At 51.8% G+C, this 26560-nt stretch carries 17 protein-coding genes; 11 read left to right on the top strand and 6 right to left on the bottom strand.

Features of this window, described 5'->3' with window-relative positions; genetic code table 11:
• Positions 1-14 precede the first annotated feature (14 nt).
• On the bottom strand, positions 15-2534 hold the full coding sequence (locus KK083_RS11825) for a Kelch repeat-containing protein (RefSeq protein ID WP_254163441.1): 2520 nt from the start codon (positions 2532-2534) through the stop codon (positions 15-17).
• A 606-nt stretch (positions 2535-3140) separates the two neighbouring features.
• Here KK083_RS11825 and KK083_RS11820 point away from each other — a divergent pair.
• The 6 genes from KK083_RS11820 (at position 3141) to KK083_RS11795 (ending at position 9055) form a co-directional block, all read left to right on the top strand.
• Positions 3141-5216 carry a CehA/McbA family metallohydrolase domain-containing protein gene (locus KK083_RS11820; RefSeq protein WP_254163440.1) on the top strand — a complete coding sequence of 692 codons (2076 nt, stop codon included), beginning with the start codon at positions 3141-3143 and terminating at the stop codon, positions 5214-5216.
• Positions 5217-5519: 303 nt separating this feature from the next.
• A complete protein-coding gene (locus tag KK083_RS11815; RefSeq protein WP_254163439.1) occupies positions 5520-6437 on the top strand; it encodes a c-type cytochrome in 918 nt (305 codons plus the stop codon).
• The gene (locus tag KK083_RS11810; RefSeq protein ID WP_254163438.1) at positions 6424-6774 is read left to right on the top strand and encodes a c-type cytochrome; all 351 of its coding nucleotides are present in this window, start codon (positions 6424-6426) and stop codon (positions 6772-6774) included. Before KK083_RS11815 ends, KK083_RS11810 begins: the two co-directional genes overlap by 14 nt.
• A gap of 252 nt (positions 6775-7026) precedes the next feature.
• Positions 7027-8088: a manganese catalase family protein gene (locus KK083_RS11805; RefSeq protein ID WP_254163437.1), complete on the top strand. Its 1062-nt coding sequence runs from the start codon at positions 7027-7029 to the stop codon at positions 8086-8088.
• The gene (locus KK083_RS11800; RefSeq protein ID WP_254163577.1) at positions 7985-8758 is read left to right on the top strand and encodes a DsbA family oxidoreductase; all 774 of its coding nucleotides are present in this window, start codon (positions 7985-7987) and stop codon (positions 8756-8758) included. The genes KK083_RS11805 and KK083_RS11800 overlap by 104 nt, the downstream gene beginning before the upstream one ends.
• A 102-nt stretch (positions 8759-8860) precedes the next feature.
• Positions 8861-9055, top strand: a complete 195-nt coding sequence (locus tag KK083_RS11795) for a hypothetical protein (RefSeq protein WP_254163436.1) — start codon at positions 8861-8863, stop codon at positions 9053-9055.
• A gap of 26 nt (positions 9056-9081) precedes the next feature.
• Here the strand turns inward: KK083_RS11795 and KK083_RS11790 are convergent, their stop codons facing one another.
• On the bottom strand, positions 9082-9468 hold the full coding sequence (locus KK083_RS11790) for a response regulator (protein WP_254163435.1): 387 nt from the start codon (positions 9466-9468) through the stop codon (positions 9082-9084).
• Positions 9469-9906: 438 nt separating this feature from the next.
• On the opposite strand from KK083_RS11790, the gene KK083_RS11785 reads away from it, so the two are divergent.
• Both KK083_RS11785 and KK083_RS11780 read left to right on the top strand, forming a co-directional pair.
• A complete protein-coding gene (locus KK083_RS11785) occupies positions 9907-13068 on the top strand; it encodes an ATP-binding protein (RefSeq protein ID WP_254163434.1) in 3162 nt (1053 codons plus the stop codon).
• Positions 13059-13541 (top strand): sensor histidine kinase, encoded by a 483-nt coding sequence (locus tag KK083_RS11780; protein ID WP_254163433.1) that lies wholly within the window; start codon positions 13059-13061, stop codon positions 13539-13541. The genes KK083_RS11785 and KK083_RS11780 overlap by 10 nt, the downstream gene beginning before the upstream one ends.
• A gap of 83 nt (positions 13542-13624) precedes the next feature.
• Here KK083_RS11780 and KK083_RS11775 read toward each other — a convergent pair whose 3' ends face one another.
• Together KK083_RS11775 and KK083_RS11770 are read right to left on the bottom strand one after the other, a co-directional pair.
• Entirely contained in the window at positions 13625-14041 is a 417-nt protein-coding gene (locus KK083_RS11775) for a response regulator (RefSeq protein ID WP_254163432.1), read from the bottom strand.
• 286 nt (positions 14042-14327) lie between these two features.
• Positions 14328-14675 carry a response regulator gene (locus KK083_RS11770; protein WP_254163431.1) on the bottom strand — a complete coding sequence of 116 codons (348 nt, stop codon included), beginning with the start codon at positions 14673-14675 and terminating at the stop codon, positions 14328-14330.
• 109 nt (positions 14676-14784) lie between these two features.
• Here KK083_RS11770 and KK083_RS11765 point away from each other — a divergent pair, with 109 nt between their 5' ends.
• The 3 genes from KK083_RS11765 (at position 14785) to KK083_RS11755 (ending at position 22039) form a co-directional block, all read left to right on the top strand.
• Entirely contained in the window at positions 14785-15822 is a 1038-nt protein-coding gene (locus KK083_RS11765) for a chemotaxis protein CheB (protein WP_254163430.1), read from the top strand.
• Between the two features lie 127 nt (positions 15823-15949).
• Complete coding sequence (locus KK083_RS11760; RefSeq protein ID WP_254163429.1) at positions 15950-19579, top strand: CheR family methyltransferase; 3630 nt, start codon at positions 15950-15952, stop codon at positions 19577-19579.
• A gap of 327 nt (positions 19580-19906) precedes the next feature.
• Complete coding sequence (locus KK083_RS11755; RefSeq protein ID WP_254163428.1) at positions 19907-22039, top strand: S9 family peptidase; 2133 nt, start codon at positions 19907-19909, stop codon at positions 22037-22039.
• 856 nt (positions 22040-22895) lie between these two features.
• Here the strand turns inward: KK083_RS11755 and KK083_RS11750 are convergent.
• Positions 22896-25637, bottom strand: coding sequence for a glycoside hydrolase family 2 protein (locus KK083_RS11750; protein ID WP_254163427.1), 2742 nt, complete (start codon positions 25635-25637; stop codon positions 22896-22898).
• Positions 25634-26560: tetratricopeptide repeat protein (locus KK083_RS11745; RefSeq protein WP_369074969.1), on the bottom strand; the 927-nt coding region annotated here is incomplete at its 5' end. The genes KK083_RS11750 and KK083_RS11745, both read right to left, overlap by 4 nt.

The raw sequence follows: 26560 nt of genomic DNA, 5'->3' as shown, positions 1-26560 counted from the left end.
TTACCGAATACCGATTACCATTTCACCGGGTAGTCCGTCCCCATGATCTTTTTATACTCGATCACAAAAGCCTGGTACCGGATCCTGGCCTCATCATTCATCTTTAACCGTTGCATCGCTTTGATCTGGAAGGTCAGGGCTGCATCGTTCAGCGGGTCGATGTTGAAGATGGCTTCGGCCAAAGCAAGGGTGGTCTGGTAAAGCTCGGCGTCAAAACTTTTTTCCATTTCAATGCGTAGCACCGGTTCCAGTTTCTTTTCCACCTCTTCCTTGAATGAATCAAATACAGCGTGGTCAGACATCTGTAAAAATTTGCCGCGGGTTAAGATCTCAACGAACTCATCCCTGTATTTTTGTACTTCATTGGCGGCGATGATCTGCAGGCACCGCGTGTAGTCGCAGTAGAGTGCTTCGGTTTGTACGATCTTGAAATAACCTTTCTCATAGATCAACTCTATTCCATCGAGCTCGCTGAGCGCTTTGCGCAAATGATTGATGGTAACACCCCTGGAATTTTTCACCTTATCGGCAGGTTTGTCAGGCCACAGGATGTTGCTGAGGCGCTGAGAAGTGATGCCTTCTTCCGAGGTGCTGTGCTGCAGTATGAGACAAAATATTTGTTTGAGCTGTTCGCTGAACAGGTAGGTGATATCACGGTTTTTCCTGTCGCGTACAGTGAAATCGCCAAAAAGATAAATGGCGTTGGATCTTGTTGCTGTTGTTGTCTTATGGTCCCCAAGCGATTCGTTCCTGGATTCCTCTTCACCGCGGCGATGCTTGGACTTCAGCTTCCGGAATAAAAGATAACCGATGCCCGCGGCCAATGCGCCCGAGAGGAGAATTATCAATACCGTGTTCGCGTTCTTTTCCATCGAATACCCGGCCAGCTCCTGGGCTGTGATAGGAGGGAATGCCAGGGAATAAACCTTCAGGTTCGAAGAAATGTCATCATCAAACTCTTGAACCACCGCATACAGGTTGTTCAGCGCGCTGTCGTAATACAGGTTGGCATTGGTTGTGATCTTATCGGAGTAGATGGGGATCGAATCGCCCAGTATTTCATAACTGCCATCCTTCAGCGAAAACCGGTACAGCTTCAGGAACGATTGAGAAAAATGCTCCGGGTAACACAACGTGTAAAAACTGGAATCGTTCAGGATCACCATGCCCCTTACGGGAACCACATTATCCCGTTTCCAGGGGATCTCCCAGAGTTTTGTAACATGCTTCGTAGTGAGGTCTACCCGGTGAAGATCGTAATAGTATTTTCTCCCCACGGTCTGTTCGCCCGATTCATTGCCCATGCCGCCGAAGATGTATATGGAGTTGTTCTTTTTTAAATACCCCACAGACGAAAAGTAACGGTACGAGATCGGGTCTCCTTTAAGATCCTCCAGGGTGGTGGTCCATTGTTTTTTTTGCAGATCGTAGGAGAAGAAAGTCTTGCTGAAATGCATGTTCCCAAAACCTCCGAAGATGGTATACCGCTCCGTGGATGGATCGAGATAGGAGCCATGGTGATGGAGCTGCGTGGGCAGTTGCTCAAAATTTTCGGCCGTCCATCGGTACGTATTCAGGTCGAGGCTGGCTACCGTAGCCCCATCGTAGTTGTCATTGGGTGTGGCATAATAGACCTCGTAAGAATACAGCTTGTTGTGGCCTGTATCGAGGAAGTTCGTTCCCAGGATCAGTTTCACGGGACATTTCTCTTCGAAGACCTTGATCTGCGTATCGCCTGACCTGACGTTGTAAACGTGCAGCGAATCCCTGTTGAAATAATAGATCTCTTTCTTTTCAGGATTGTAGTTGGCGCCGGCCACCGACTGCGACTGAAATGAAACTTTATACCGCCAGTGGTACGCGTCATTCATGAGCCACTCCGGATTGGCAACAGTGCCAAAGTTTTTACCGCTGATGTCATGAACGATGTTACCTTCACTTTCCTTTAAGGCGAAAATGTACTTCTCCTGGTTGCCCACGGAGAGGTCTTTGATAGCGAATGAAGGCACATCGATAATATGATCGCTTTTGCCGAAGAGGATCACCGGTTGATAGGAGTCGGGCAGGTCTTTAGCGGCGGCGCCGAACGTGCGGTTGTGGATGGTCAGCTTGATGGAATCGCTTTTGAGGTCGAACGCGATCTTCATTTTGAACCATTGCAGGTTGAGCAATTCCTTGTCCATGTCGGCAACGATCAGGTTGTTGGTACCTTCTTCGTTGAATTGAAAGTTGAGGTGACCGCCCTGGCCATCGTAGAACAGGTTATAGATCCGGTTGTTGTCTTTGTTCTTGATCCGGATCAGGTATCCGATCTTGGTTGCAGGATAGAGCGACAGGTTGAATTCTATGTTGAAATGGTCCGAAAACCGGGCAGTTTTATCCCCGAAAACGTCGTACGATGTCCGCTGGTTGATCGGTTGTTCGCTGCCGTGAAACTTTAATCCGCCCAACGAAGGCGCTTGCGGAGGCGTAAAGCCAAAAACTTGCAGGGGAATAAAACCGAAAATCAGGAATATCGCGCAACGTGACCTCACAGATAAAAGCATAGCTTCAAAATTCCGAAAGAAGCCCCTTACATCTCCTTGCATTATAAATCCAGGTGTTTTATTAACTGTTTTTCCGAGACAAAATAGTAAAAAAACCGATGAAGCGATCCCTAATTCTGATATTGCCCCTCCGGTTGAATTTAAGTACAGACGGGCTGCTTTTGATGGTTTTTCACTTTCTCTTTTAAGAACAGATGAATACACTCAATCTCTCCCGATAACCACCGGGTCTCACATCTCACATCCAGGATCACGCGAACAGGTCATGCCTTTTTTATGGAAGATCCAGTACGATGAAAGGGGCACGCAGGCAATCGGGCGGAGAGGCGGCGGGCAAATGCTACTTAAGTTACGAAGCAAAATTGAATATTGTGCATTGGTATTTCACGTGCCACAGGTAATCCGGATCGAGGTACGCTTTTGCTGGCACGTAACGCACGCGTCAGATCAGGGCATCGCGATCGACGCGCCATGAACAGGCAACGCCCATGACATTGAGCGTCTCCGTTTAAACCGAGCTGTTAGGATACATTGCAATTATGGCTATTTTAGCCGGGCTGAAACCATGTTACAGAACTTAATGCGTTAGACCACATGCGATATCATATTGTATTTCTTTTCATCATTTCATATAGCACGTTACAAGCGCAGGTAAAAGTAGACCTCAAGGATTTCAACCGGAAGAACGGAGCAACTGTGACAGCCAACGGAGAGGTGCTGTCGGTAATGTGGCCCGCCGGAAAAAACAAAACCGGCAAACTTACCGTTGACCTTTCTGCCCGGCAGCCCATCTTTAAAAGTATCGGGCTGCAGGAAGCACGTGTGGATCACCCGATCGCGTCAGGCCTCGATCCCGCATTCGTGCTGACCGTTGGCAAGCGCGACCTCATATCGCAGAACGGATGGAATATTTTCTTCGACAAAGTTCCCAATAAACCTTTCAGGTCCTACAACATCGATCTCGAAAAACAGTCCGCCGCGATCAGCAGCGTTGGCACAAGAACGGTCATCAGCATCGGTTCCTTAAAAGCGCCCGGGTTCACCGGTACGTTGCAAATAACGTTATATAATGGAAGCCCTTTGATGAACATTGCCGCGGTGATGTCTACTGACATTGACTCAACCGCTATCTTATATGACGCAGGGCTGGTCTCAAAAAACGCAGCATGGCAACAGATCGGCTGGAGCGATGTGAACAAACAAATGAGATCGGCAAACCCCAACACCGCTGACAGCGCCACAAACCTGCAGGTAAAATACAGAAGCATTGTCGGAGAAAACAGCAACGGAAGCCTGGCCCTGTTTCCGGCACCCCATCAGTATTTTTATCCACTGGATGAAGCGTTCAACCTGAAGTTTGTCTGGGCGGGCAATCAATACCGCAACATGGTCAACGGGTATGGCATTGGCATCCGCCAGGATCTGTATGGCGACCGGAGGTTTGTTCCCTGGTTCAACGCTCCACCCACAACCCGGCAGCGATTGAATTTTTTTGTATGGCTCAGCAGTGGAAACGCTGCCACGGCTTTGGATGAGGTGAAAAAGTTTACAAACAACGACCGGTATACCGCCCTGCCGGGTTATAAAACCATGACAAGCCACTTTCACAACGAGTTCATCATGAAGGTGGTGATGGCCAATAAACCCGTTCCGGAGACACCTGCCTTCATCAATGTTTTTAAAAGAACCGGTGTCGACATTGTTCACCTCGGCGAGTTCCATTACACTGCACATCCCAAAGGTCCCGACAGCCTTCGTTTAAAAGAGCTGCACGCCTTGTTTCAGCAATGCGAACGGCTCTCGTCTAAAGACATTCTGTTGCTGCCAGGAGAGGAGCCGAATGAATTTTTCGGCGGTCACTGGCTGCAACTTTTTCCTAAACCCGTGTACTGGATCATGTCGAGAAAAGAAGGGGCGCCCTTTGTAACGGAAGATCCCCGGTACGGCAAAGTGTACCGCATCTCGAATGAAGGGGAGATGCTTGACCTGTTGAAAAGAGAGCACGGGCTCGCATGGACCGCGCATCCCCGTACAAAAGGTTCAACAGGTTATCCCGATAAGTACAAGTCTGCTGCTTTTTTTAAGGACGAGCATTTTCTGGGGGCAGCGTGGAAAGCGATGCCCGCCGATCTTTCCGTTCCTTTTCTTGGCAAACGTGTGCTCGACCTCATGGACGATATGAACAACTGGGGTGATCGCAAAAAAGTACTGGCTGAAGCGGACCTGTTCACCATTGAACCGGAAAATGAGATGTATGCGCACCTGAACGTGAACTATTTGAAAATGGACAGGCTGCCGGAATACAAGAACGGATGGCAACCTGTTGTGGACGCGCTCCGGCAGGGAAAATTCTTCTCGTCTACAGGTGAAGTGCTCATCCCTGAATTCACTGTCGACGGAAGATCCACAGGGGAGGAGCTCTCCATCGGTGGTAAAAAATCAACCGTTACGTTCAGCCTCCGGTGGACTTTCCCTATGAATTACGCCGAGATCATCTCCGGTGATGGGCAGCAGGTTTATCGCGAGCGGATCAACCTTAACGATACGCAGGCTTTTGGCGAGCAAACCTTCCGCCGGTCAGTTGACCTTACGGGAAGGAAATGGGTGCGGCTGGAAGCATGGGACGTTGCTGCCAACGGCGCCTTTACACAAACAGTGTGGATCAAATAGACGATTCCCCAACGGTACCCTTGACTGCTTAAGGGCATGCCCCTCCCTGGCGCGGAAGTTTCTTCCGAGCGCCCTTCAAAACCTTGTTCGGAGCAAAGCCTCTCTTGGGAACTTAGTTCCCAAAACAAGGCTTTCGGGTAAGCATGAGAAATAAAGGCATGCCCCACAGCGGGGTACTCACAGGTGAAATTGATCCCCGTGCAGCGTTGATTTCAAATGGCAAGATGGCACTTTCGGCCGCAGCTATAGTTGTTTCAGACCGATCATAATAGGTGGGTTCTCACAAACTGCTATTTTTGCGCCATGCTTAAAAACAGGAAGTGGATCATTCGTTCGCTCATGGTGTTGTTGTCATGTCTTACACTGCTGCAAGCCTGCCGCATGAATTACCCGGTAGAGCGGCCCGCGCGTGTAACGGTAGTAAGGCGCCCCGAGCTCCGGGCCGAGGGAAAGCGGCTTACCATGCTCATGTGTGGCAGTTGTCACTACGATGCAAAAACGAAAAGCCTGACGGGGAAACAAATGAAAGACGCCCCAGGTATTGTCGGTAAGGTATTTGCGGCAAACCTGACTAACGATCCCTCTACCGGTATTTTTCATTATAGCGATCAGGAATTGAAAGTTCTCTTTCGGACAGGCATTTCCAGGCAGGGCAAGCTGATGCCCTATATGCTGCGGCCCAACCTCGCGGACGAAGACATCAGCGCCATCATCACTTTTCTGCGATCTGACGACGCGCTTGTGGCACCGAAACCCAATACCATCGGAAAAACCAAATACACGCCCATCGGTAAATTTGGAATAAGCCGGACCAAACCACTTCGGTATACGGATCAACCGGTGCCAAAACCCGCAGCGGATACGTTGGCCCTCGGCAAATACCTGGTTGATAACCTTGCCTGTTATCACTGCCATTCGAAAAGTTTTTTGAAGCTTGATTATCAATCGCCCGAAAGATCCAAAGGTTATATGGCAGGCGGTAATCGGCTGAAAGGCGCTGATGGAAAGACGATCGTAACACCCAATCTTACTTTCCACGAGACCGGCCTCAAGGGATGGACAGAGAACGACCTCATACTTTTGCTTCGACAAGGCATCACGCGTGATAAAAAAATTGTTCGGCCTCCTATGCCGATACTTCCGGAGCTGACCGATGAAGAAATTGTATCGATGTACAAGTATCTGCGAAAGCTTCCGCCTGTTGAAAATGATACCCAATAAGAACACATCACTGGGCATTCTCATCCTGATGCAGTTGCTGCTATCCGTTTGCTGTTATGCCCAGCATGAGCAAATGATGAAAGGCAAACAGGTATTCGAGCAAAACCAATGTGTGGCCTGTCACGGCAAAGATGGAACCACGCCCTACAACCTGAGCGTCAGGCTTGACTCTTTGAGCGACGAGGTGCTGAAAGAATTTATCAAAGACCCGGCGGCTTTCGGCAACAGGCAGATGCCCGCTTTCAGATCCATTCTCTCCGATGCAGACATCGATGCGCTGATCGTGTATGTGCGCACGCTGTCAAAACCTGACCAAAAAAAGAGGCGCAGAAGGTAAACCGGCACCCACTGCCATCCTCAGCGTTGCTCCCTCGCTGCCACCGGTCAGGTACGTTCATGCTGAGTATACCCATATCGTTGTCAGTTTAACATGATTGGCTAAAGCTATGAAGGAGGCACAATGCCAGCACTGAGATAAGCATTCACGATTGTTCAAATGTTTAAAAAGATACCCAATATCGGATGCCTGGCATTAAATCGGCGAGGGCATAGTTGTTATTGCCTTGGTTGGAAACGAAAAAATCTGCTTATGTTCTATCATGTAAAAGATTTGCAATTCAATGCAAGAGTATCGGCCCCCGATCCGCGTTTTGCGAACCTGCTGTTGCAGCAGTTCGGCGGTCCGAATGGAGAATTAAAAGCTGCCATGCAGTATTTTGTACAGGCCTTCGGGGCAAAGGAACCCTATCCTGACAAATATGACCTGCTGATGGATATAGCAACGGAAGAGTTCAGTCATCTCGAAATTGTGGGGGCGACCATACAAATGCTGCTGGCGGGTGTGAATGGAAAGCTCAAAGATGCTGCCGATGAAGCTGAGATCATGAAGATCATGGGTGGTAAAGCGGCCAAAGAGAATGTGATCCATGAAGCCATGTCCAATCCACATTTCCTGATCGAAAGTGGTGGCGGGCCTATTCTGACAGACAGCCGGGGTATTCCATGGAGTGGAACTTACGTGAATGCCAACGGCGATCTTACGGTCGACCTGCGTTCCAACATGGGCGCGGAATCGCGTGCCAAGATCGTGTATGAATACCTGATGAAATTTACGGACGATCCGTATGTTAAGGAAAGCCTGCGGTTTCTCATGACCCGCGAGATCGCACACTTCCAGATGTTTGAAGCTGCGTTGCAAACCATACAACCGAACTTCCCTCCAGGCGTGCTGCAGGGCGATCCAAGGCATAGCAACACTTATTTTAATATGTCTAATGGAACCGCTGTGCGCGGGCCATGGAATGAAGGTGTAAGCCCCGAGCTGGGTGAGGTATGGCGGTATATCGACGACCCGATCGCGCATGTTGCGGCCACCAACGGTTTGCTGAACCAGGAAATAGAAGGCACCCGGCGCGATGAAAAAAGTGTACAGGAGCTCAATCAGGCGCTGTCCAAGCAACGAAGCAAAGAAGTGATCGCTGCTACACCCGATGGTGAAAATCAATGGAGCACGTATTCGTCTGGCGATGACCCGGGCGCAGACATCGATGCGCCGGACAGAGATCCGGACCAGGAAACAGGCAAAACAGGAAGAAGATCAACACCAGGTGAAAGTGCTAAAGGAAAGTCCACAAGTAAAAAAGGCAAATGATCAGAAGGCGGGTCAGGTTAAAATAACATTTTACACTGACCCGCTTTGCTGCTGGAGCTGGGCGTTTGAACAACACTGGCAGAAGCTCTTGCGTGCGTTTGACGGGCACATACAATACCAGTATGTCTTGTGTGGCATGATACCCGATTGGAAAACATATGAGGACCCTATGAATGCTGTATCAAATCCTTTACAGATGGGACCGGTCTGGATGCATGCAAGCGAAGTCACCCGGGTAAAAATGAAATACAGCATCTGGCATGAAGACCCGCCGGCGTCCTCATACCCACCGTGCATTGCTGCAAAAACAGCCGGGCTTCAGTCGCAGGCTGCAGAAGAACAATTGCTTCTGAATATGCGAAAGGCACTGATGGAAGAGGGCTTGAACATTTCGAAACCGGAAGTGCTTTTGACGATCGCAAAAAAAATGGAAGACGCCGGGGCCCATTTCAGTTTCAGCAGGTTTAAGCGCGACTGGAAGAACGGAAGTGGCCTTGAGCCGTTCAGGAATGATCTTCGCCAGGCAAGATTCCATAACATTGGCCGCTATCCAACTTTAACAATTCACAATTTAAAAAAAGCAGAAGGTGTTATATTGGTAGGTTACCGGCCCTATGAGATCTTACAGCAGGTAGTTGAACGGGCGATCGAACCTGATCTTGCTGAATGATCCAAAGGCCTGATGCCGTGCGGGAAGTTACACCGCTGCACGATCCGGAGGTTGCCTGGCAGGTATTGATTTTATAACTTCGGATAAATAAACAAACAAACTATGCGCTCACCCATCTTAGGCTGGTTGTTAACCGGTATTGTTATCCTGATCGTGCTCCTGGTATGGTTCCTCACCATCCGCAATGGAAAGAAGCTTCTGGACGAGCCCAACCGCGAGCCTGTTCCTTACGGGATGTACGCGCCGGATAACGGCCACAGGTTGTCGATCGCCGGAGACCTTCAGCACAAGGCTTAGTGAAGCTTCCTTGCTTTTTATTTCTTTTAAGATGGAACACTGATGTGAAAGATCTGGCTCAGCGCATGACGCAATTGTGTGATGGAGCCAGGTTTTTCAAGGAAATAGTCTGCGCCCCGCTCCATGAATCGTTTTTCCAGTTCCGGCCCTCCCAATCCTGCGTACATAATAAATTTAGTGCTGATCAGTTTCGGATTGGTCACCAGTTTTTCAAGACACTCGTCGCTTGACATGTCAGGCAACCTGCTGTCGAGAAAGATAAAATCCGGTGCAGCCGGCAGATCCGCTACAAGCTTCAAACACTGAATGGCGGTATCGGCCATGCAGCACACGGTGTCCGGTAGCATCTCTCCAATGGCTTCAAACAGTACCTGGCTGTCTTCTTCGTCATCACTAACAATCAGCACGTTCATCAGTTTTTTTTATTGAAAATTAGCCCAAAACTCCGACGCAAAAATTCGTGCCACCTGCATATTTTTCTCGACTGCATTAGCCTTATGACCCCCATGAAGCCTGATCGCCATTACATAATTGCAAAAATGAAGGAAGCCGCCGGACCAGTTGGATGCAATGGACCGAACGCGTTGATGATGGATGTTTTACAACGATTCCTTTACACGTAAGTGCTGAGACTGCTGGCACAGTTTTTTATAGCTGCTGCGTTTTCTTGCAGGCGAGAGGATACCGATCTTGGCTTTTGACCTTGCAAGTGCTATAATTTTACATTGGTGAATTTTTTTTTAATCCGGAGCCCTGTCCCTTAGAGGTTTAAGGCATATCTCCGTATATTCGATACCAACCCGGAAGGGTCACCTGCCTTGCTACCTGTCGTTCATTTTAAACCACAAGCTATGGAAATGACTCTTTCAACCGGAAATGATACGGTGATCAACAACGAATTGGAGCTCATCGTAAAATCGCGGTTGCTGACGTTCGATGGATTCTGGCATCTGGAAGATGGAGTTCTTGGGTCGTTGCACGATACCTTTGCGCTTCCTGTTACCTACGATTACCTGATCAACATACACAATAGTAATAACCTCATCTACCCGGACGACCTTCGCGCTTTTCTCGAGCTGCTGGACTCCCGGTCGCGAAACAGATCCATAGATTTTAACATCCGTGTGATCAACGCTTCCGGCGAAATAAAATCGCTGCGGGGAAGTGGTACGTTCGTGGATACGCAACGCACGAAGCCATCGTTGGCTGATTGGGACGATGCTACGAACGACACGGAGGTAAAATTGAAAACCTTTGAATATGCGGAAGAGGTATCGTCTGCAGGGTGCTGGCGCTGGAACCTGCACACCGATGTGCTCAACATCTCATCGAACCTCAGCCGTATTTTCAGCCTGCGTCTGGGCCGTACCATGACGGGGTGGGAGCCGTTCATGCAATGCATTGTTGCTGAAGACCGTGAGCGGGTATGGTATGCGCTGGCTGCGGGAAAGGAACAGTTCAAAATATTTACAGTGAAGTTCCGTGTGATCTCACCCGATGGTGAGACCCGTTACCTCCGGTGTAAAGGCATGCCGTATGAGTCGAAAAGCCATGAGAATTACCTGATAGGAACTGTTCAGGATGTTACCAGGTATGAAAAGTTCACCCATACCATCAAGACACAACAGGCGGAGCTGGCCGAAAAGCACAAACTGCTGGAGTCTGTGATTCAGTCAGACATTGTTGCGTTGAGCGTGCTCAGGCCTATCCGCGATGCGCATGGAGCGATCGTGGATTTCGAGTGGGTGATGGCCAACAAACTTCTGAAGGCCATGGCGCAGGGTCAGAATGTGATCGGCAAAAAATATACGGATATTTTTCCGGAGGCCGGCGTCAATGGCAGCCTTGCCCTGATGCGCCAGGTAATGCAAACAGGAGAACGCGCGGTGAACGAGTTCTATCACCAGGACAGGAACGTGAAAGGATGGTTTCGCGGTGTCTATGCCAGGATGAGCGATCTGGTGATCGTAAGTGCCGAAGACATTACCTCCGACAAGGAGGCTGCACAGGAGCTGATGAAGAACTTCCAGATCCTTCGGCAGACAGAAGCCGTGGCCGGCATCGGAAGCTGGGAATTTATCCTGCCTGATAACCAGTTCACGTGGTCGGAGGGGATGTATACCATCTTTGAGATACCGTCAGGCACGAAGGTGGGACCTGAAACGTATCTGCAGTTTGCCTCGAAAGAAGATGTGGCAGTGGCTGAAAAGATCGTGCGTCATTTGAAATACGACCCGGCCCCCTTCGAAGAGATCATCAACATCACCGCGGGAGGCAAGCGTAAGACCCTCAAGGTGAAGGCAATGGTGATCAATGATGAAAACAACAATCCCTGGAAAGTGCTGGGAGTCGACTTCGACATTACTGCCGTAACGGAATTCGATCGCCTGAAAGAGCTCAACAGCAGGCTGAGGGAGCTTGACCGTGCCAAGACAAAATTCTTCAGCAATGTGAGCCACGAGTTCCGCACACCCCTTACGTTGTTGCTGGGCCCGCTGGAAGACCTCGTAAAGCACGGTAATACGTTACCTGCGCAGGACTTGCAGAAACTGGAAATGGTGCACCGGAATGGTATCCGCCTGCAGAAGCTCGTCAATACCCTGCTGGATTTTTCACGCATCGAGGCCGGCAGGCTGGAAGCGTTTTTCCAGCCAACCGATCTCGCCGGATTTACGGGGGAGCTGGCTGCCAATTTCCGTGCTGCCGTAGAGAAAGCGGGACTGAAATTCGTGGTGAAGGCAGATCCCGGGGCCGACCATGTTTATGTGAACCGCGAGATGTGGGAGAAGATCGTGCTCAACCTGCTGTCGAATGCATTCAAGTTCACGCTTCGCGGCAAGATCGAAGTGGCCGTGCGGTCCAAACAAAGGCACGTGAAGCTTTATGTACGCGATACGGGTGCCGGCATTGCACCGGACAATGTGGCGAAGATCTTTGACCGGTTTGTGCGCATAGAAGGTGTGAAAGCGCGCACCTACGAGGGCACGGGCATCGGCCTGGCGCTGGTGAAAGAGCTGGTGACCCTGCACGGCGGATCGATCAAAGTGAAGAGCGAGCCGGGCGTTGGCACAACGTTCACCGTCACCATCCCGAAAGGTAAAGCGCACCTGCCGCCCAAACAGATCTTTGAGTCAACAGACAGGTTGCCCGAAACAACGTTATCCCTATCATACTTCCAGGAGGCAGCAAGCTGGCTTCAGGATACAAGGCCAGGCGGTGTGAAGGCGCTGACGGAGAAACGCGATACCAGCGGTAAACCAGTCATACTGCTGGCCGATGACAACGCCGATATGCGTCAATACCTCACACAGGTGTTGTCTGACGACTACCGTATAGTAGCCGTTGAGAACGGGAAAAAAGCGATCGACGTGATGGAACAGGGCCTGAAGCCTGACCTGGTGCTGGCCGATGTGATGATGCCCGAGCTGGACGGGCACGGCCTGGTGAGCGTGATGAAAAGCCGCGAACGTTTTGCGCGCATTCCGGTGGTGCTGCTGTCGGCGCGTTCAGGAGAAGAAGCAAAGATAGAAGGCATCCAGTCGGGCGCGGATGACTACCTGGTGAAGCCATTCTCGCCACGGGAGCTGAGGGTGCTCATCCAGGCAAGGATCCAGGTATCTGCCATGCGCAACATCGCCGCGCAGGAGCTGAACAGCAGGAACCGCGAGCTGGAGCAGCGCGTGCGGGAGCGCACCAGCCAGCTGGAGGAAAGCCGTTTGCACATAGAGAAGCAGAACATACACTTGCTTCGGAAGAATGAGGAACTGAGCATTGTGAACGAGGAGCTGACGAACTTTGCTTTTATTGCCAGCCACGATCTGCGCGAACCACTGCGCAAGATCCGGCTCTTCACCCAGGAGCTCATCGAGCGCGAAGTTCAGGTGATGACCGAAAAGGGCAGGAGCTACGCAAGAAAGATCCAGGACTCCGTTACAAGAATGAACGCGCTCATCGATGATATCCTGGCTTTTTCGAGGGCAACCACAGGCCCGCGTTTAAAACCGTGCCGGTAAACCTCAATGACCAGTTACAGGTGGTGCTCAGTGACCTTGGTGAAATGATCCAGAACAGCAATGCACGCATCGAATCTACAGACCTGCCTGTATTGCAGGGAAATCCTTTGCAACTATCGCAGCTTTTGCAGAACCTTATTGCCAACGCCATCAAGTTTCAACCGCCGGGCAATACGCCTCAGATCCGCATCTCGGGACGTTTCGTGCAGGGAAAGGAAACCGGTGTGCCCCAGGCTGATCCGGATACACGGTATTTTGAGCTTGAAGTGGCCGACAATGGAATAGGTTTCGACGAACAATACGCAGAAAAGATCTTTCTCATGTTTCAGCGCCTGCATGACAAGGCAGAGTTTCCCGGCACCGGCATGGGCCTGGCCATCTGTAAAAAGGTAGTGCAGAATCACAAAGGTTTTATGACTGCCAAAGGGAAATTAGGAGAGGGAGCGGTCTTTTCGTGTTATTTCCCTGTTTGAACAACAAAGCGATAGCCATAAAATAAAAGAGGTCCCCCTGTGAGGACCTCTTTTTCGAATTATGAACAGGCACTTGTATTTTGCTAATGATCACCTGAAGCTGGCAGCAGTTGCGGTTCATGCTTGCACAGCAACGCCTGCACCTGTTGCAGCAGATCTTCACTGTCGAACGGCTTGGGCAAAAAAGAAGCAGCGCCTGCCAGGTAGGCCTTTCGCATGATGCCATGGTCGGCCGACATGATCAGCACCGGTATCTGTTTGGCGATGGGCTGAAGCTTCAGGTATTTACAGAGCGCGATCCCTTCAATGGTAGGGATCGAATTGTCGAGGATATAAAGGTCCGGTAGCCTGCCAGTTGGCTCCAGCAGCATTCGCCCCTCCGGCATCGAATCCACAACATATCCTTGTTCAGTAAGTATGGTCGTAAGAATGGCACAGGCATCGCTGTCGTCCTCGACCAATACAATATTGTGTTTGATAACATCTTTTTCGTTTTCCATACCAATGGTGTTTTTACTCAGCAGTGCCGCGTTGCAAAAATGTCACCTGCCCACGCGACCGTTTCTTCGTGGCGAAAAGACGGCTTCCGTAAGAATCTTACTGGCACGAAAATTTGTGGGGCGTTTTAAGGTGAAAGTGGCGGGTTCTGCGGCACTTTGCAGCGAAAGGTTAAAAAACATGAGCATCATTGTCGCACCAGCGGCCCTGGCTGGCCTGTGGAGAAAACTCTATAAAAACAATTGGAAGTGCTGAACAACTGCGCGTTGGAGCAGCGCTGCGGTGTTGCTAAATGTAGGTGGCAATGAGCTGGCGCAGCTGTTGAATGGGAAAGGGTTTTTCGATCACACCGTCGGCGCCTGCAGCTTTGGCGAGGCTGGAGATGTTGGGTGTGGCCGAGATCATGATCACAGGGATATGGCGGGTCGATTCCTGGGTTTTCAGGAAGCGGCATACCTCGAGCCCGTCAATACCCGACAGTTGCTTATCGAGCAGAAACAGGTCTGGCAGCTCGAATTCATTGTTCAGCAACGGCTCACCTTTTGAAAAGATGGTGACCTTGTATTCATCTTCCAGGATCAGGTTGATCACATCCTGGATGGTGGAGTCATCGTCGGCAAACACGATCTTTTTCATGGTTAAATTTACGGATATTTACGTCTACGAACTAGCTTAAAAAAATCGATCCTTCCTGAATTTTCGGATCTGATACCTGCAGGGGTATAAAGATTGTGTGATCTCTGTTATGGAAAAGAGGAACATCATTGTGATAGGTGCTTCGGCTGGTGGCTTCGAGGCTATCCAGCAACTGGTGGCAAGTTTGCCCGCAGGTTTGCAGGCGTCTATCTTCATTGTTTGGCATATGTCGCCCAACGTAAGGGGCATTCTGCCGGAAGTGCTGAACAGGAAAGGCGCGATACCTGCCACACATGCGATCAATATGGAGGAGATCAGGCCAGGGCATATCTATGTGGCGCCGCCTGACTATCACCTGCTCATTGAAAAAGACCGTGTACGGATCTCACGCGGACCGAAGGAGAACCGCTTCCGGCCTGCCGTAGATCCGTTGTTCCGTTCGGCTGCGTTTGCGTATGGACCACGCGTGATCGGTGTAATACTGTCTGGCGCGCTGGATGATGGCACTGCCGGGTTGTGGGCCATCAAGGCGTATGGAGGCCTTGCTGTAGTGCAGGATCCCGCTGACGCGGCGGTGTCAGCCATGCCCCAAAACGCAATGCAGGCAGTGCATGTCGACTATAAAGCGCCGATAGCTGAAATGGCAGCGTTGCTGGCCAGGCTTGCCGGTGAAGAAGTGCCTGATGGTAACGGTCATGACAAGGGTAACATGGATAGGAGAACAGAAATGGAGGTAAGTGTTGCTATGGAAAATGAATCGATCAAGTTCAATTTACTGAATGAGGGACGCCTCACGCCGTATACATGTCCTGAGTGTCATGGTGTGCTGGCTGCCTTCAGCGAAGGAGCACGCATGCGCTTCCGCTGTCATACGGGACACGCTTTTTCCGCAGACAGCTTGCTGGCTACCATCACTGAAAATATCGAGGAAAGCCTGTGGAGCGCCATCCGCAGCATCCAGGAAAGTGAGCGGCTGCTGAACCACATGGGCGATCACTTTGCCGAGATCAATCAACCCAAGCTGGCAGCGATGTATTTCAAAAAGGCGAAGGAGGCAGCGAGCCGGGCACATATTGTGCGTCAGGCGGTATTGAATCACGAGCATCTTACTACAGAAAGCATCCGGCAGCAGGCAATAAGCAGCTAGCAGATATGTGATAAGCGCACGCTCTGGTCACACGATTAAATATGCGTGGCATGCTGGAAATCTTATAATCCTTTCATTACTTGCATAACGGCGCTAAGCCCACAACCATAACCGGTACAAGTATCTTATGAGTGGATTTCCTTCAGGCTTTGACAGTGACAACAATCCCGGCAGGCCGGAACCCAACGATCTCCTGGTGGTGGGAATAGGTGCTTCTGCGGGAGGGATCCAGGCATTGCAGGTATTTTTTAAACATGTCGAGGCCAAATCCGGAATGGCCTATGTTGTTATTCTGCACCTTTCGCCCGACCATGACAGCAAGCTTGCCGAAGTGTTGCAACAGGTATCAGACATTCCCGTGATCAAAGTTACCGAAAAGGTGAAGGTGGAGGCCAACCATGTATACGTTGTTCCCCCCAACCAGCACCTGGCAATGTCTGATGGACACATCCTTGTTTCGCAGAACACCCGCGAAGAGGACAGGAGGGCGCCAGTAGATATTTTTTTCCGCACACTGGCCAACGAGCAAGGCCCCCGGGCGGTGTGTGTGGTGCTGTCAGGTACCGGCGCCAACGGATCCATGGGCCTGAAGAGGGTGAAAGAGATGGGTGGCTCGGCCTTTGTGCAGAATCCACGCGAGGCGGAGTACAATGAGATGCCGAGGAATGCTATCGCTACCGATATGGTAGATGAAGTGCTCCCGGTGAGCGAGATCCCTGCGAAGATCGTCGCCTATAAAAAAAGCCTGGGCACGGTACAGATCCCGGTGGATGCTGAAAAGCGCGCGGAAGATCAGCAGCAGGCGTTGCGGGAGATCTTCTCGCATATCAGGTTGCGTACAGGCCACGACTTTTCGAACTACAAACGCCCCACACTGCTGCGTCGCATCGAACGCAGGATCAACATCCGGAATCTTCCTGACCTGCCCTCGTATGCCTCGTTCATGGTGCAGAACCCGGAAGAGGTAACATCGCTGCTGAAAGACCTGCTGATCTCGGTGACCAATTTCTTTCGCGATAAGAAAGCCTTCGACGTGGTTGAGCAGGAGATCATACCGGCCATCATCCAGAAGAAAAAAGCAGGAGAGCAGGTGCGCATCTGGGTGCCCGGCTGTGCTACCGGTGAAGAAGCCTACACCCTGGCCATGTTGTGCGCCGAAAAGACCCTGAGCGTGATCGATGCGCCCAAGGTGCAGATCTTCGCTACCGACATCGATGAGTCAGCCATCTCGTTTGCCCGCGAAGGGATGTATACGCTGAACGATGCAGCCGATGTTTCGCCTGAACGCCTGCGGAGATTCTTCAACAAGGAGGGAGGCGGCTACCGCATCCGGCGCGAGATCAGGGAAATGATCTTGTTTGCCAATCACAATTTTATCAAGGATCCTCCCTTTTCCCACCTCGACCTGATCTCGTGCCGCAACGTGCTTATTTACCTGAATCAAACGGCACAGGAACGGGTGTTGGAAACATTTCATTTTGCCCTGAAGCCATCGGGATTCCTGCTGCTCGGTTTATCGGAATCGGCTGAAAGCGCGAGCGACCTGTATACGCCTTACAACCGTGAGTTCCACGTTTTTCAGACACGGCAGGTGCCGGTGCGCGTATATCCGGTACCAGAATCCGTACCCACATTCAATTTCAGCCAGCCTGTGGTCGTACAGACCGCCACTATTCAGACCTCTCAGGAATACCGTGCGAGAGAACGGATGACGTTGGGAGACCTTCACCAGCGGCTCCTGAAACAATACGCGCCGCCCTCGGTGGTGGTGAATGGTGAATATGACATTGTTCATTTGTCAGATCGCGTGGGCCGATACCTGCAGGTAACAGGAGGTGAGCTCACGCAAAACCTGCTGAAGATGGTGCGGCAGGAGCTGCGGCTGGAGCTGCGGTCAGCGCTGTACCAGGCTGTGCAGCGACGCACGGCGGTGGATGCAAGAGGCCTGAAAGTGACCATCAACGATCGTATCGAAACACTCAATATCCATGTACGGCCCGTTTTGCGTGAGGGCGACGTGGCGCAGGGATTCATCCTGGTGGTCTTCGAGCAGATCTCGGATGAAGCTTCTCAGCCCGACGTAGCGCTTTCTTCTGACGAGCCGGTGGCACGTCATCTCGAAGAAGAGCTCATGCGCATCAAATCGCAGCTTCGTGCTTCCATCGAGCAGCACGAATTCCAGGCAGAAGAGCTGAAGGCTTCCAACGAAGAGCTGCAGGCCATGAATGAAGAGCTGCGCTCGGCCGCGGAAGAGCTGGAGACCAGCAAGGAAGAGCTTCAGTCCATTAACGAAGAATTACGCACCGTAAACCAGGAGCTCAAGGTGAAAGTGGAGGAGACCACGCTCGCCAGCAACAACCTGCAGAACCTCATCAATTCTGTCGACATCGGCACCATCTTCCTCGATCGCAGCTTCAGGGTGGCCCTGTTCACACCCCCGGCCCGCATGCTGTTCAACCTCATCACAAATGATATCGGAAGGCCGCTGTCTGACATTACCAACAAGCTCGATTATCACCACGTGATCGAAGACGCGGAAATGGTGCTTGAAAAATTGTATACGATAGAGCGCGAAGTGGCCGCAAAAGATAACCGGCTCTTTATGATGCGCGTGCTGCCGTACCGCACCGAAGAAGACCGCATCAACGGCGTGGTGATCACTTTTTTCGACATCACTGAACGCAAGCGCTCTGAAAATTCACTGCGCGAGTCGGAAGAACGTTTTCGCGCCATCGTAAGCCAGACCGCGGCGGGAATCTGCCAGACGGATCCCGAAGGCAGGTTCATTCTGTTCAACAAAAAATTTGGTGACATACTGGGCTTTGAAGAAAAGGAGCTTGCGGATAAGACCTTGTGGGACCTGGTCTATAAAGACGATCTTGAAAGATATAAGGAATTGTATGACCGCACGCAGAAGAAGGGTATATCGTTCGACCTGGAGCTACGCATGGTTTGCAAAGACCGGTCGGTAAGGTGGTTGAATGTGAGCGTCTCTGCCATCGGCTATCGCAATGGCCAATCGGAGTCAGCCGTGGCCGTATTTCAGGACATCACTGAACGCAAGGCGCTGGAACAGCAGAAAGACGAGTTCATCAGCATTGCCAGCCATGAGCTTAAAACACCGGTCACCAGCATCAAGGCCTATTCGGAGCTGCTGCTGGAAAAATTGGCCCGGTCGCAGCAGCCTGAAAGTGCATCGATCATGGAGAAGCTCAACGGCCAGATCGACCGTCTCAATTTCCTGGTGAGAGATCTGCTCGATACCACCAAGATCGCTGATGGCCACCTTCAGCTCCACGTCGAGCAGTTCAACCTCAACGAGCTGATCACCGGGCGGCTGGAAGAGCTGCAGCGGTTCTCCGAAAAGCACGAGCTTGTATTCCGGCAATCCAGCATCAAGCCTATCACCGCCGACCGCGAGCGCATCGGACAGGTACTGACCAACCTCATCACCAACGCCATTAAATATTCACCCAGTGGCGGAAAGATCACCGTGAGCACTGAACCGGACCGGGGCGGTATCAGGGTCAGCGTTGCCGATCAGGGCATCGGCATAGCGGGAGATGTGAAGCATAAAGTGTTCGACCGTTTTTACCGCGTGAGCAATCCTAAAATGGAAACCTTCCCTGGTATGGGGCTGGGACTGTATATCAGCGCAGGCATCATCAAACGTCACGGTGGCACCATCGCCGTAGACAGTGAACCAGGCAAAGGATCTACTTTCTACTTCACCCTTCCTTACAATGGAACGAATTAAATAGTTGCTGTGCATGCAGCTAGCCCTGCATACTAGAAGCCAGAAGTCAGGAGCCAGGAGTCAGGAGAGGGTGGCTTCGAATGAATGAAGGAGTGAATTGATAGATGAAGATCTTCGAAGTAGCGGGTAGCGTGAATATTCAAACTGACCTCCTGCCGTAGCTACCTCTTCAACGAAATACAATCTACAATCATCGACCTTCTGGCTCCTGACTCCTGGCTTCTGACTTCTATCCCTGACTCCACCTTTTTTTTCCACCCACATAAATCCTCCGCCGCCAGCCCGGTATTCTTCCTATCTTCAGGGCTTCAAGTTTATAAACCCCGTATGAGAAACCTCCTGCTGATCGCGGCTGTGGTCCTGGTATGTCAACAGGCACGCAGCCAGTCGTTTACACTTCAATCTGTTAAAAGTTATCCCTTCCCCGTGGAGCTCACCGCAGCTGCGCAGGGGTCACGCGTTGCCTGGGTGCTGAATGAGCAGGGCAAGCGTAATATATATGTTGCCGAAGGGCCTGACTTCGCACCGCGTAAGCTGACAAACTATGACGCTGACGACGGGCAGGAGATCACCAGCGTAACCCTCTCAGCCGATGGCAAGTGGGTGGTGTTTGTACGCGGAGGTGATCACGGCTCCAACTGGGATGGCGGCACTCCTGTGAACCCTTCGTTCACCCCTGAGCCTTACAAGATCCAGACCCTCACCATTCCTTTTGCAGGAGGCGATGCCAAAACACTGGCCGAAGCCGATGATCCGGTGTTGTCACCGAAAAGTGATGTGGTGGCCTTCACCAAAGGCAGCCAGGTGCTCACCGTGCCCATCGATGGTTCAGCTGCGGCGAAAGGCCTGTTCACCGTGAAAGGAAACGTGGGATCGCTGAATTGGTCACCCGACGGCTCACGGCTGGCCTTCGTTTCATTCCGTGGCGATCATGCCTTCATTGGTGTGTTCACCGATACAAAAACCCCCATCCAGTGGATCGCCCCGGGATTTACCCGCGACGGCTCCCCACGCTGGTCTCCCGATGGCTCGAAGGTCGCCTTCGTTCGCACACCCGGCGCTGGCGGCGCACCCGACTCCATCCTGACCCGCAAACACAACCCCTGGTCTATATGGACAGCGGAAGTCGCAACCGGAAAAGCTTCGCTGCTCTGGAAAGCACCCGAGACATTGAAAGGCTCTGTTCCCTCCACTCACGGCGGCACCAACCTGCACTGGGCAGCCGGTGGACGTATTGTTTTCCTTTCTTACGAGGATGGCTGGCAGCACCTGTATTCCATTCCTGAGCAGGGTGGAAAAGCGCTGTTGCTCACACCCGGTAATTTCATGGCGGAGCACATCCGCTTGACCCCAGACAAAAGGTGGCTCATCTTCAGCGCCAACACCGGGCCTGATGTGCTGGACCTTGACCGCCGGCATGTGGTACGCGTTCCGGTAGACAAAGCCGCGATGGAAGTGATGACACCCGGCAGTGGACTGGAGTGGATGCCGGTTGCAACCGGTGATGGATCGTCGCTGGTATTCATCAGCGCCACCGCCCAGCGGCCACCCGTGCCTGCAGCGATGCCGTTGAACGCAGCCAAGAAGACCATGCAGCTCATCGGCGCCGATCTTATTCCAAAAGATTTTCCGCAAGATAAGCTGGTGACGCCGAAGAAGGTCACGTTCAAATCAAGTGACGGTGTGCTGGTGCATGCCGACCTGTTCGAGCCTGCGAAAAGCTCCGGAAAGAAACCCGCCATCGTCTACGTGCATGGAGGCCCGCCCCGCCAGATGCTGTTGGGCTGGAATTATTCCGATTATTATTCGAATGCCTACGCCCTCAATCAATACCTGGCCAGCCTTGGCTTCGTAGTGCTATCAGTGAACTATCGCCTCGGCATCGGTTACGGATACGACTTCCATCAACCCGCCAACGCAGGCATGACAGGTGCCTCCGAATATCTCGACATCAAAGCTGCAGGAGAGTGGCTGAGCAAACAACCACAGGTAGATGCGTCACAGATCGGTATCTATGGCGGCTCTTATGGAGGATTCCTTACCGCCCTCGCGCTGGGCCGCGATTCGAAGCTGTTCGCTGCCGGCGTTGACATCCATGGCGTGCATGATTTTGTCATCGGAAGACCCGCGTTGAATCCGCCTGCAGACCGTTATGAGAAAGTGCCCGACCTCGAGAAGGCAATAGCCGTAGCGTGGCAGTCGTCACCCGTAGCCCACGTAGGCACCTGGACCTCGCCCGTGCTGATCATCCACGGCGACGACGACCGCAACGTGCGCTTCAGCCAAAGCACTGACCTCGTCCGCCGGCTCGATAAGAAAGGTGTTCCCATGGAAACGATGGTGATCGTTGACGACACCCACCACTGGATGAAACACAGCAACGCGTTGAAAGTGAACGCAGCCGTAGCGGATTACTTTTCGAGGAAGTTTCTGAAGAAGTCGTTGGTGGCATCGGAGTAGGGGGTGTGGTGGCGTGTTGGTGAAGAACACCAACACGGGCGGGTGAAGAAACACCAACTCGGATTAAGTTTCGTTAGAGACGCAATATTGGTAGCAACTCGGTCCCAATCGCAGCCTGGCGCAAGTCTTCCTGCGATGGCCATGCGTGCAGGCGAGACTTGTGCCCATTACAATGTCAGTCTTCAGACTGATAACCAACGACACATATTTGAAACACACTATTGGGAATTGCGGGCATTGTAGTGCTGTAAACAAGTCTGAAGACTTAGCAAATATGCCAGCACAAGTCTCCCGCATGCCCTAGCGCAACCGGAAGACTTGCGCTAGCGGCGGAAGGTACGGGCGGTAAAAAAAAACAACTCGGCCCGGCGAACGCCTACTCGGATTAAGTTTTGTTAGAAGCGCAATATTGGTGAGCAACTCGGTCCCAATCGCAGCCTGGCGCAAGTCTTCCTGCGAGGCAATGCGTGCAGGCGAGACTTGTGCCCATTACAATGTCAGTCTTCAGACTGAAAACCAACGACACATATTTGAAACACACTATTGGGAATTGCGGGCATTGTAGTGCTGTAAACAAGTCTGAAGACTTAGCAAATATCCCAGCACAAGTCTCCCGCATGCCCTAGCGCAACCGGAAGACTTGCGCTAGCGGCGGAATGGTAGTGATGGCGTGTTGGTTAAGAACATCAACTCGGCCTGGCGAACGCCACTCGGATTAAGTCTCGTTAGAGACGAAATATTGGTAGCAAACGTTAAACGAAAGCCCGCAAGAATCCCGTAGGGATGACATATTTAGGGTATGTAGATTTTCATAACGTGCATGAATATGTCGTCCCTAACGGGACTTTCAATACAATCACTTTATTAGTTTCTTCAAATCCTCTTCACTCAGCACCGCCTCCGGATCGAAATCTTTGCTATTCATATACTGCAAAATACTATACCTTAGTTGCCTTGCTTCCGGGTGCTGCTCCAGGTTTTCGGTGATGTTGATGGCGCAGAGCATCAGCTTGCCGTTGCCAACTTTTGCTTCGATGAGGTCACCCAGTTTTCGGTTTTTGAAAAAGTTGTCTACTACCTGGATGATCGGCTTCACATCGGTGATACCGTCCAGCAGCATGGGTTTTGAGTTCTTGCAGAGGTACCACCATTGCCAGTCGGAGTGGCTGGAGGTAGGGAAATGTTTCAGAGCCGGGTGAGCAGGTTCGCAGCGCAGGCCCATGCTGCCGGGCTGATCAGGGAAATGAACAGGGCTCCAGAACACGGGCACAAACTTTCCTTCAATGCCCTGGATCGACTTTAGGGAAGGGTTCAGCAACACCGTTTTTCCTTTGGAGAGCTGCGTCATGGCTTCTTCCAGCGATTGTGTTACAAGAACATCGCCCGAAGCAGCGGGAAGCTGCTCCGGAAATACCCAGACTCTCCATGTGTTGGTATGCGATGTTCCTTCAATGTTTACGCTTACCGTCACCGTTGTGGCTTCCTGGATATCCCGTAAGGCATACCTGATGTTGCCCAATGAAATTCCGTTGCCGATCCGGATATCCGTAGCGTTGAGCTTGCCCGATGCCAGCACTTTTCCGTCGGCGCCGGAGATCTTCCACGCAGGTGTGGCATTTTTCAAAACTGCGTTGCCGAAGTTGGCGATCTCCACGGAAGCTTCGAAGGTTTCTGCGTTGGTGTATACCGCTTTCTTGTAACGGATCAGGGGTACCACAGGCCCGCAGAACTGCCGGAATGCTTCGGCGGTGATCAGACCCTTGCTTTCCCAGAAAGCGTCCAGCATACCGACCAGCGCCGTGCCCTGGCCGGGAAAATCGTGAAGGTCCAGCAGTTGGAAGCCGCTGAACCCGGGGGTTTTCAATGCACGTTCGATCTCTTCTTTGTACAGCAGCGCGGCGAATTTTCCCGAAGCTTTTGTATACGCATCGGCGGATGCCAGCATACCCTTCTTTTGCAGGTCTTGCGCAATCGCTTTGAAGTTTACAGGTTCAAGCACGCCCGTGTATTTTTTGATCTCCTGCAGGTTGGGATACACCGAGTACTGACCGATCTCGTGCGAGACCATGGGCACCGGCATGCTGTCGATGGCAGCGCTGAAGTCCTTATCGAAGGAGGGAGGCGCCGTATCAAAAATGCCCTGCCCGCGTACCCATCCTTTGCGGGTGTATTGGGTGATGTAATAATCGTCAACGGGTTCAGGCCAAAGTCCTTTGCCTTTCTGGAAAGTAAAAGTGGTGGTAGTATAAAGGTGCCGGTTATCGGCCTTCCTCAATTCCACCAGTGTTTGTTTCATCCAGTCGAAGTTGCCCTGGAGCTCGTTGCCCATAGACCAGAAGCAGAAGGAGGGATGGTTGCCGTATTGTTTGATGATGCGATAAGCCTCTTCTTTCAGGAACCGGTTGATGCGTTCATCTTCGCCTACGGTGAGGCTCCATAACGGTAGCTCTATTTGCAGATAGAACCCCGCTTCGTCAGCTGCCTGGAAAGCAGCTTCGGGCGGGCACCACGAATGGAAGCGCAGGTGATTCAGTCCGTACGCGCGCGCCGCATCGAAGATCTTTTTCCAGCCCTTTTTATCCATCGGCGGATAACCCGTCAGTGGAAAGATGGCGCATTCCAGCGTGCCCCGCAGGTAAGCCCTGTGGTTGTTCACTTGCAGGATGTTCTTGTCGCGGCCGATCTTGCGCATGCCGAAGGAGACGGTCTTGTTGTCGTGCAGCTTCTTCCTGCCTTTGCCGGCTTCAAGATCAACAGAGAGGTTATACAGGTGCGGATCGAACTCATCCCAGGGCTTGAAATCTTTTCCGAGGTTGTATCTGACCCTGATCTCATTCCGTTCTTCCGCGATGGACAAAGATTGTTTTACGGAAGCAAGACCGTTCACGGCCAGGGTCAGCACACTGTTTGTTTTAAGTTTTAAAGGATTCAGCACCGTTATGTTTGCAGTCACTGTACCCGCATCGAAGTCGGGATATACCTGCACATCGTCAATGAACACAGGGTCCTTTGCCTTCAGGTTGATGTCGCCGATCACGCCGTTCCAGATGATCTGCGTGCCATCGGTGTAGGCGTGGGCAAAGTTACGCTTGTCGAGGCTCACGTCGTACTTTTCGCGGTTGTCAACACGGATCGAGAGCACGTGTTTGCCGGGCGTAAGAAGACTGGTGAGGTCGAGCTCATGCGGTGCTACAATGCTCTCGTTCATGCCTGCCTTTTTCCCGTCGACCCATACCTGCGTTTCCCAGAGCACCCGTTCCAGCGTAAGCAGAATGATCTTGCTTCTCCAGCTTTCGGGGATCGTCACTTCGCGGCTATACCACGCGGCGCCGATGTAGGTATGTTTGCGTGTGAGCTGCAGCAGCGTTGCCTTCTCCAGCTTCGGCGTGAGGTCGTTGGCCTTTCCCACACCGGCATCGTCAAGGGTGCCCGGCAGGCGCAGGCTTTTTTTGAAGAGCCGTGCGTTCCATCCTTGCTTTTCGCCAGTGGAGAGACTGTCCAGCTGATAAGACCACTGTCCTGAGAGATCGAGCTGTTGTTGTGCGGAGCAGGCCAGGCTCGCCAGCAACATTATGCCTGAAAGTATTTTCCTGATCATGCTTCCACCAAAGAAGTGTATTGTATCATTTTTTTATGGATGAGGGCTCCCTGGTGATTTACATCCAGGCCCAGTATGATGTTGAAATGTTCTTCTGCCTTCGCGCTGTTGCCGTTGCCGAGCCCGAGGTACCCCAGCCCCATCATGTAGTGGCAATGGATCCTGTTGCGCAGGTCGAGGTCCTGGTCAAACACCAGCAGGTCAGGCAGCGATACTGCAAAATAATCGATTTTGATCTTATCGTTCATGTGTTGCTGGCCGAAGGCGATCAGGCGGTTGAAGATGGCTTCGGCCTTGCTCAAGTTGTTGAGCTTCTTCAGTGCCAGCCCCTGGTAGAGGATCTTGTCGGGCTGGGCGTCGTTGTAAAAGATGGCCTGCACCGGTTCGCTGATACCCGTTGACGCCCTCAGAAAATGTCCGTTGGCCCGTTCCTCGTTTCCGAGACTTTCATACACGCATCCCAGCAGGTAATCGATATCGTTCTCCTGTGTGCCGTAGAGCTTTCCTTCGCCGAGGTTGTGCGGATAAGTTTCTACTTGTTCCAGCAAGTTGAGGGCTTCCGAAAAGTTACCTTCCACGATCGCCTTCTTGGCAAGCTCGAGGTGGCAGATGAGGAACTGGCCCACCACTTTTCCTTCACCGCCTTCCCACGGATGGAATTTCCGTGTGGCGATCAGTTCCTTCGCACGTTCGTACTGGCCGAGCTGATTGTATAATGTAGCCCGCTCCAGGTAGAGGTCGTCGCGATACTCCGTCTCTTTCAGGTGTTTCTCCAGCAGCGCCAGGCGGGTCTTGTGAGGTTTGCCCAGCTTCTTGTAAAGCTGATCGAGCTCCATCAGCACACGGGCATCGTGGGGGTCGAGCGCAAAAGCTTTCTCCAGCGACTCGAGTGCTTTGCCGGCATCCTGCTGTTTGTTGTGATA

The organism is Chryseosolibacter histidinae (assembly GCF_018598225.1).
Classification (GTDB): Bacteria; Bacteroidota; Bacteroidia; order Cytophagales; family Cyclobacteriaceae; genus Chryseosolibacter; species Chryseosolibacter histidini.
Note: the sequence above shows the minus strand (reverse complement) of the source record. Positions and strands in the feature narration are given on the sequence as shown.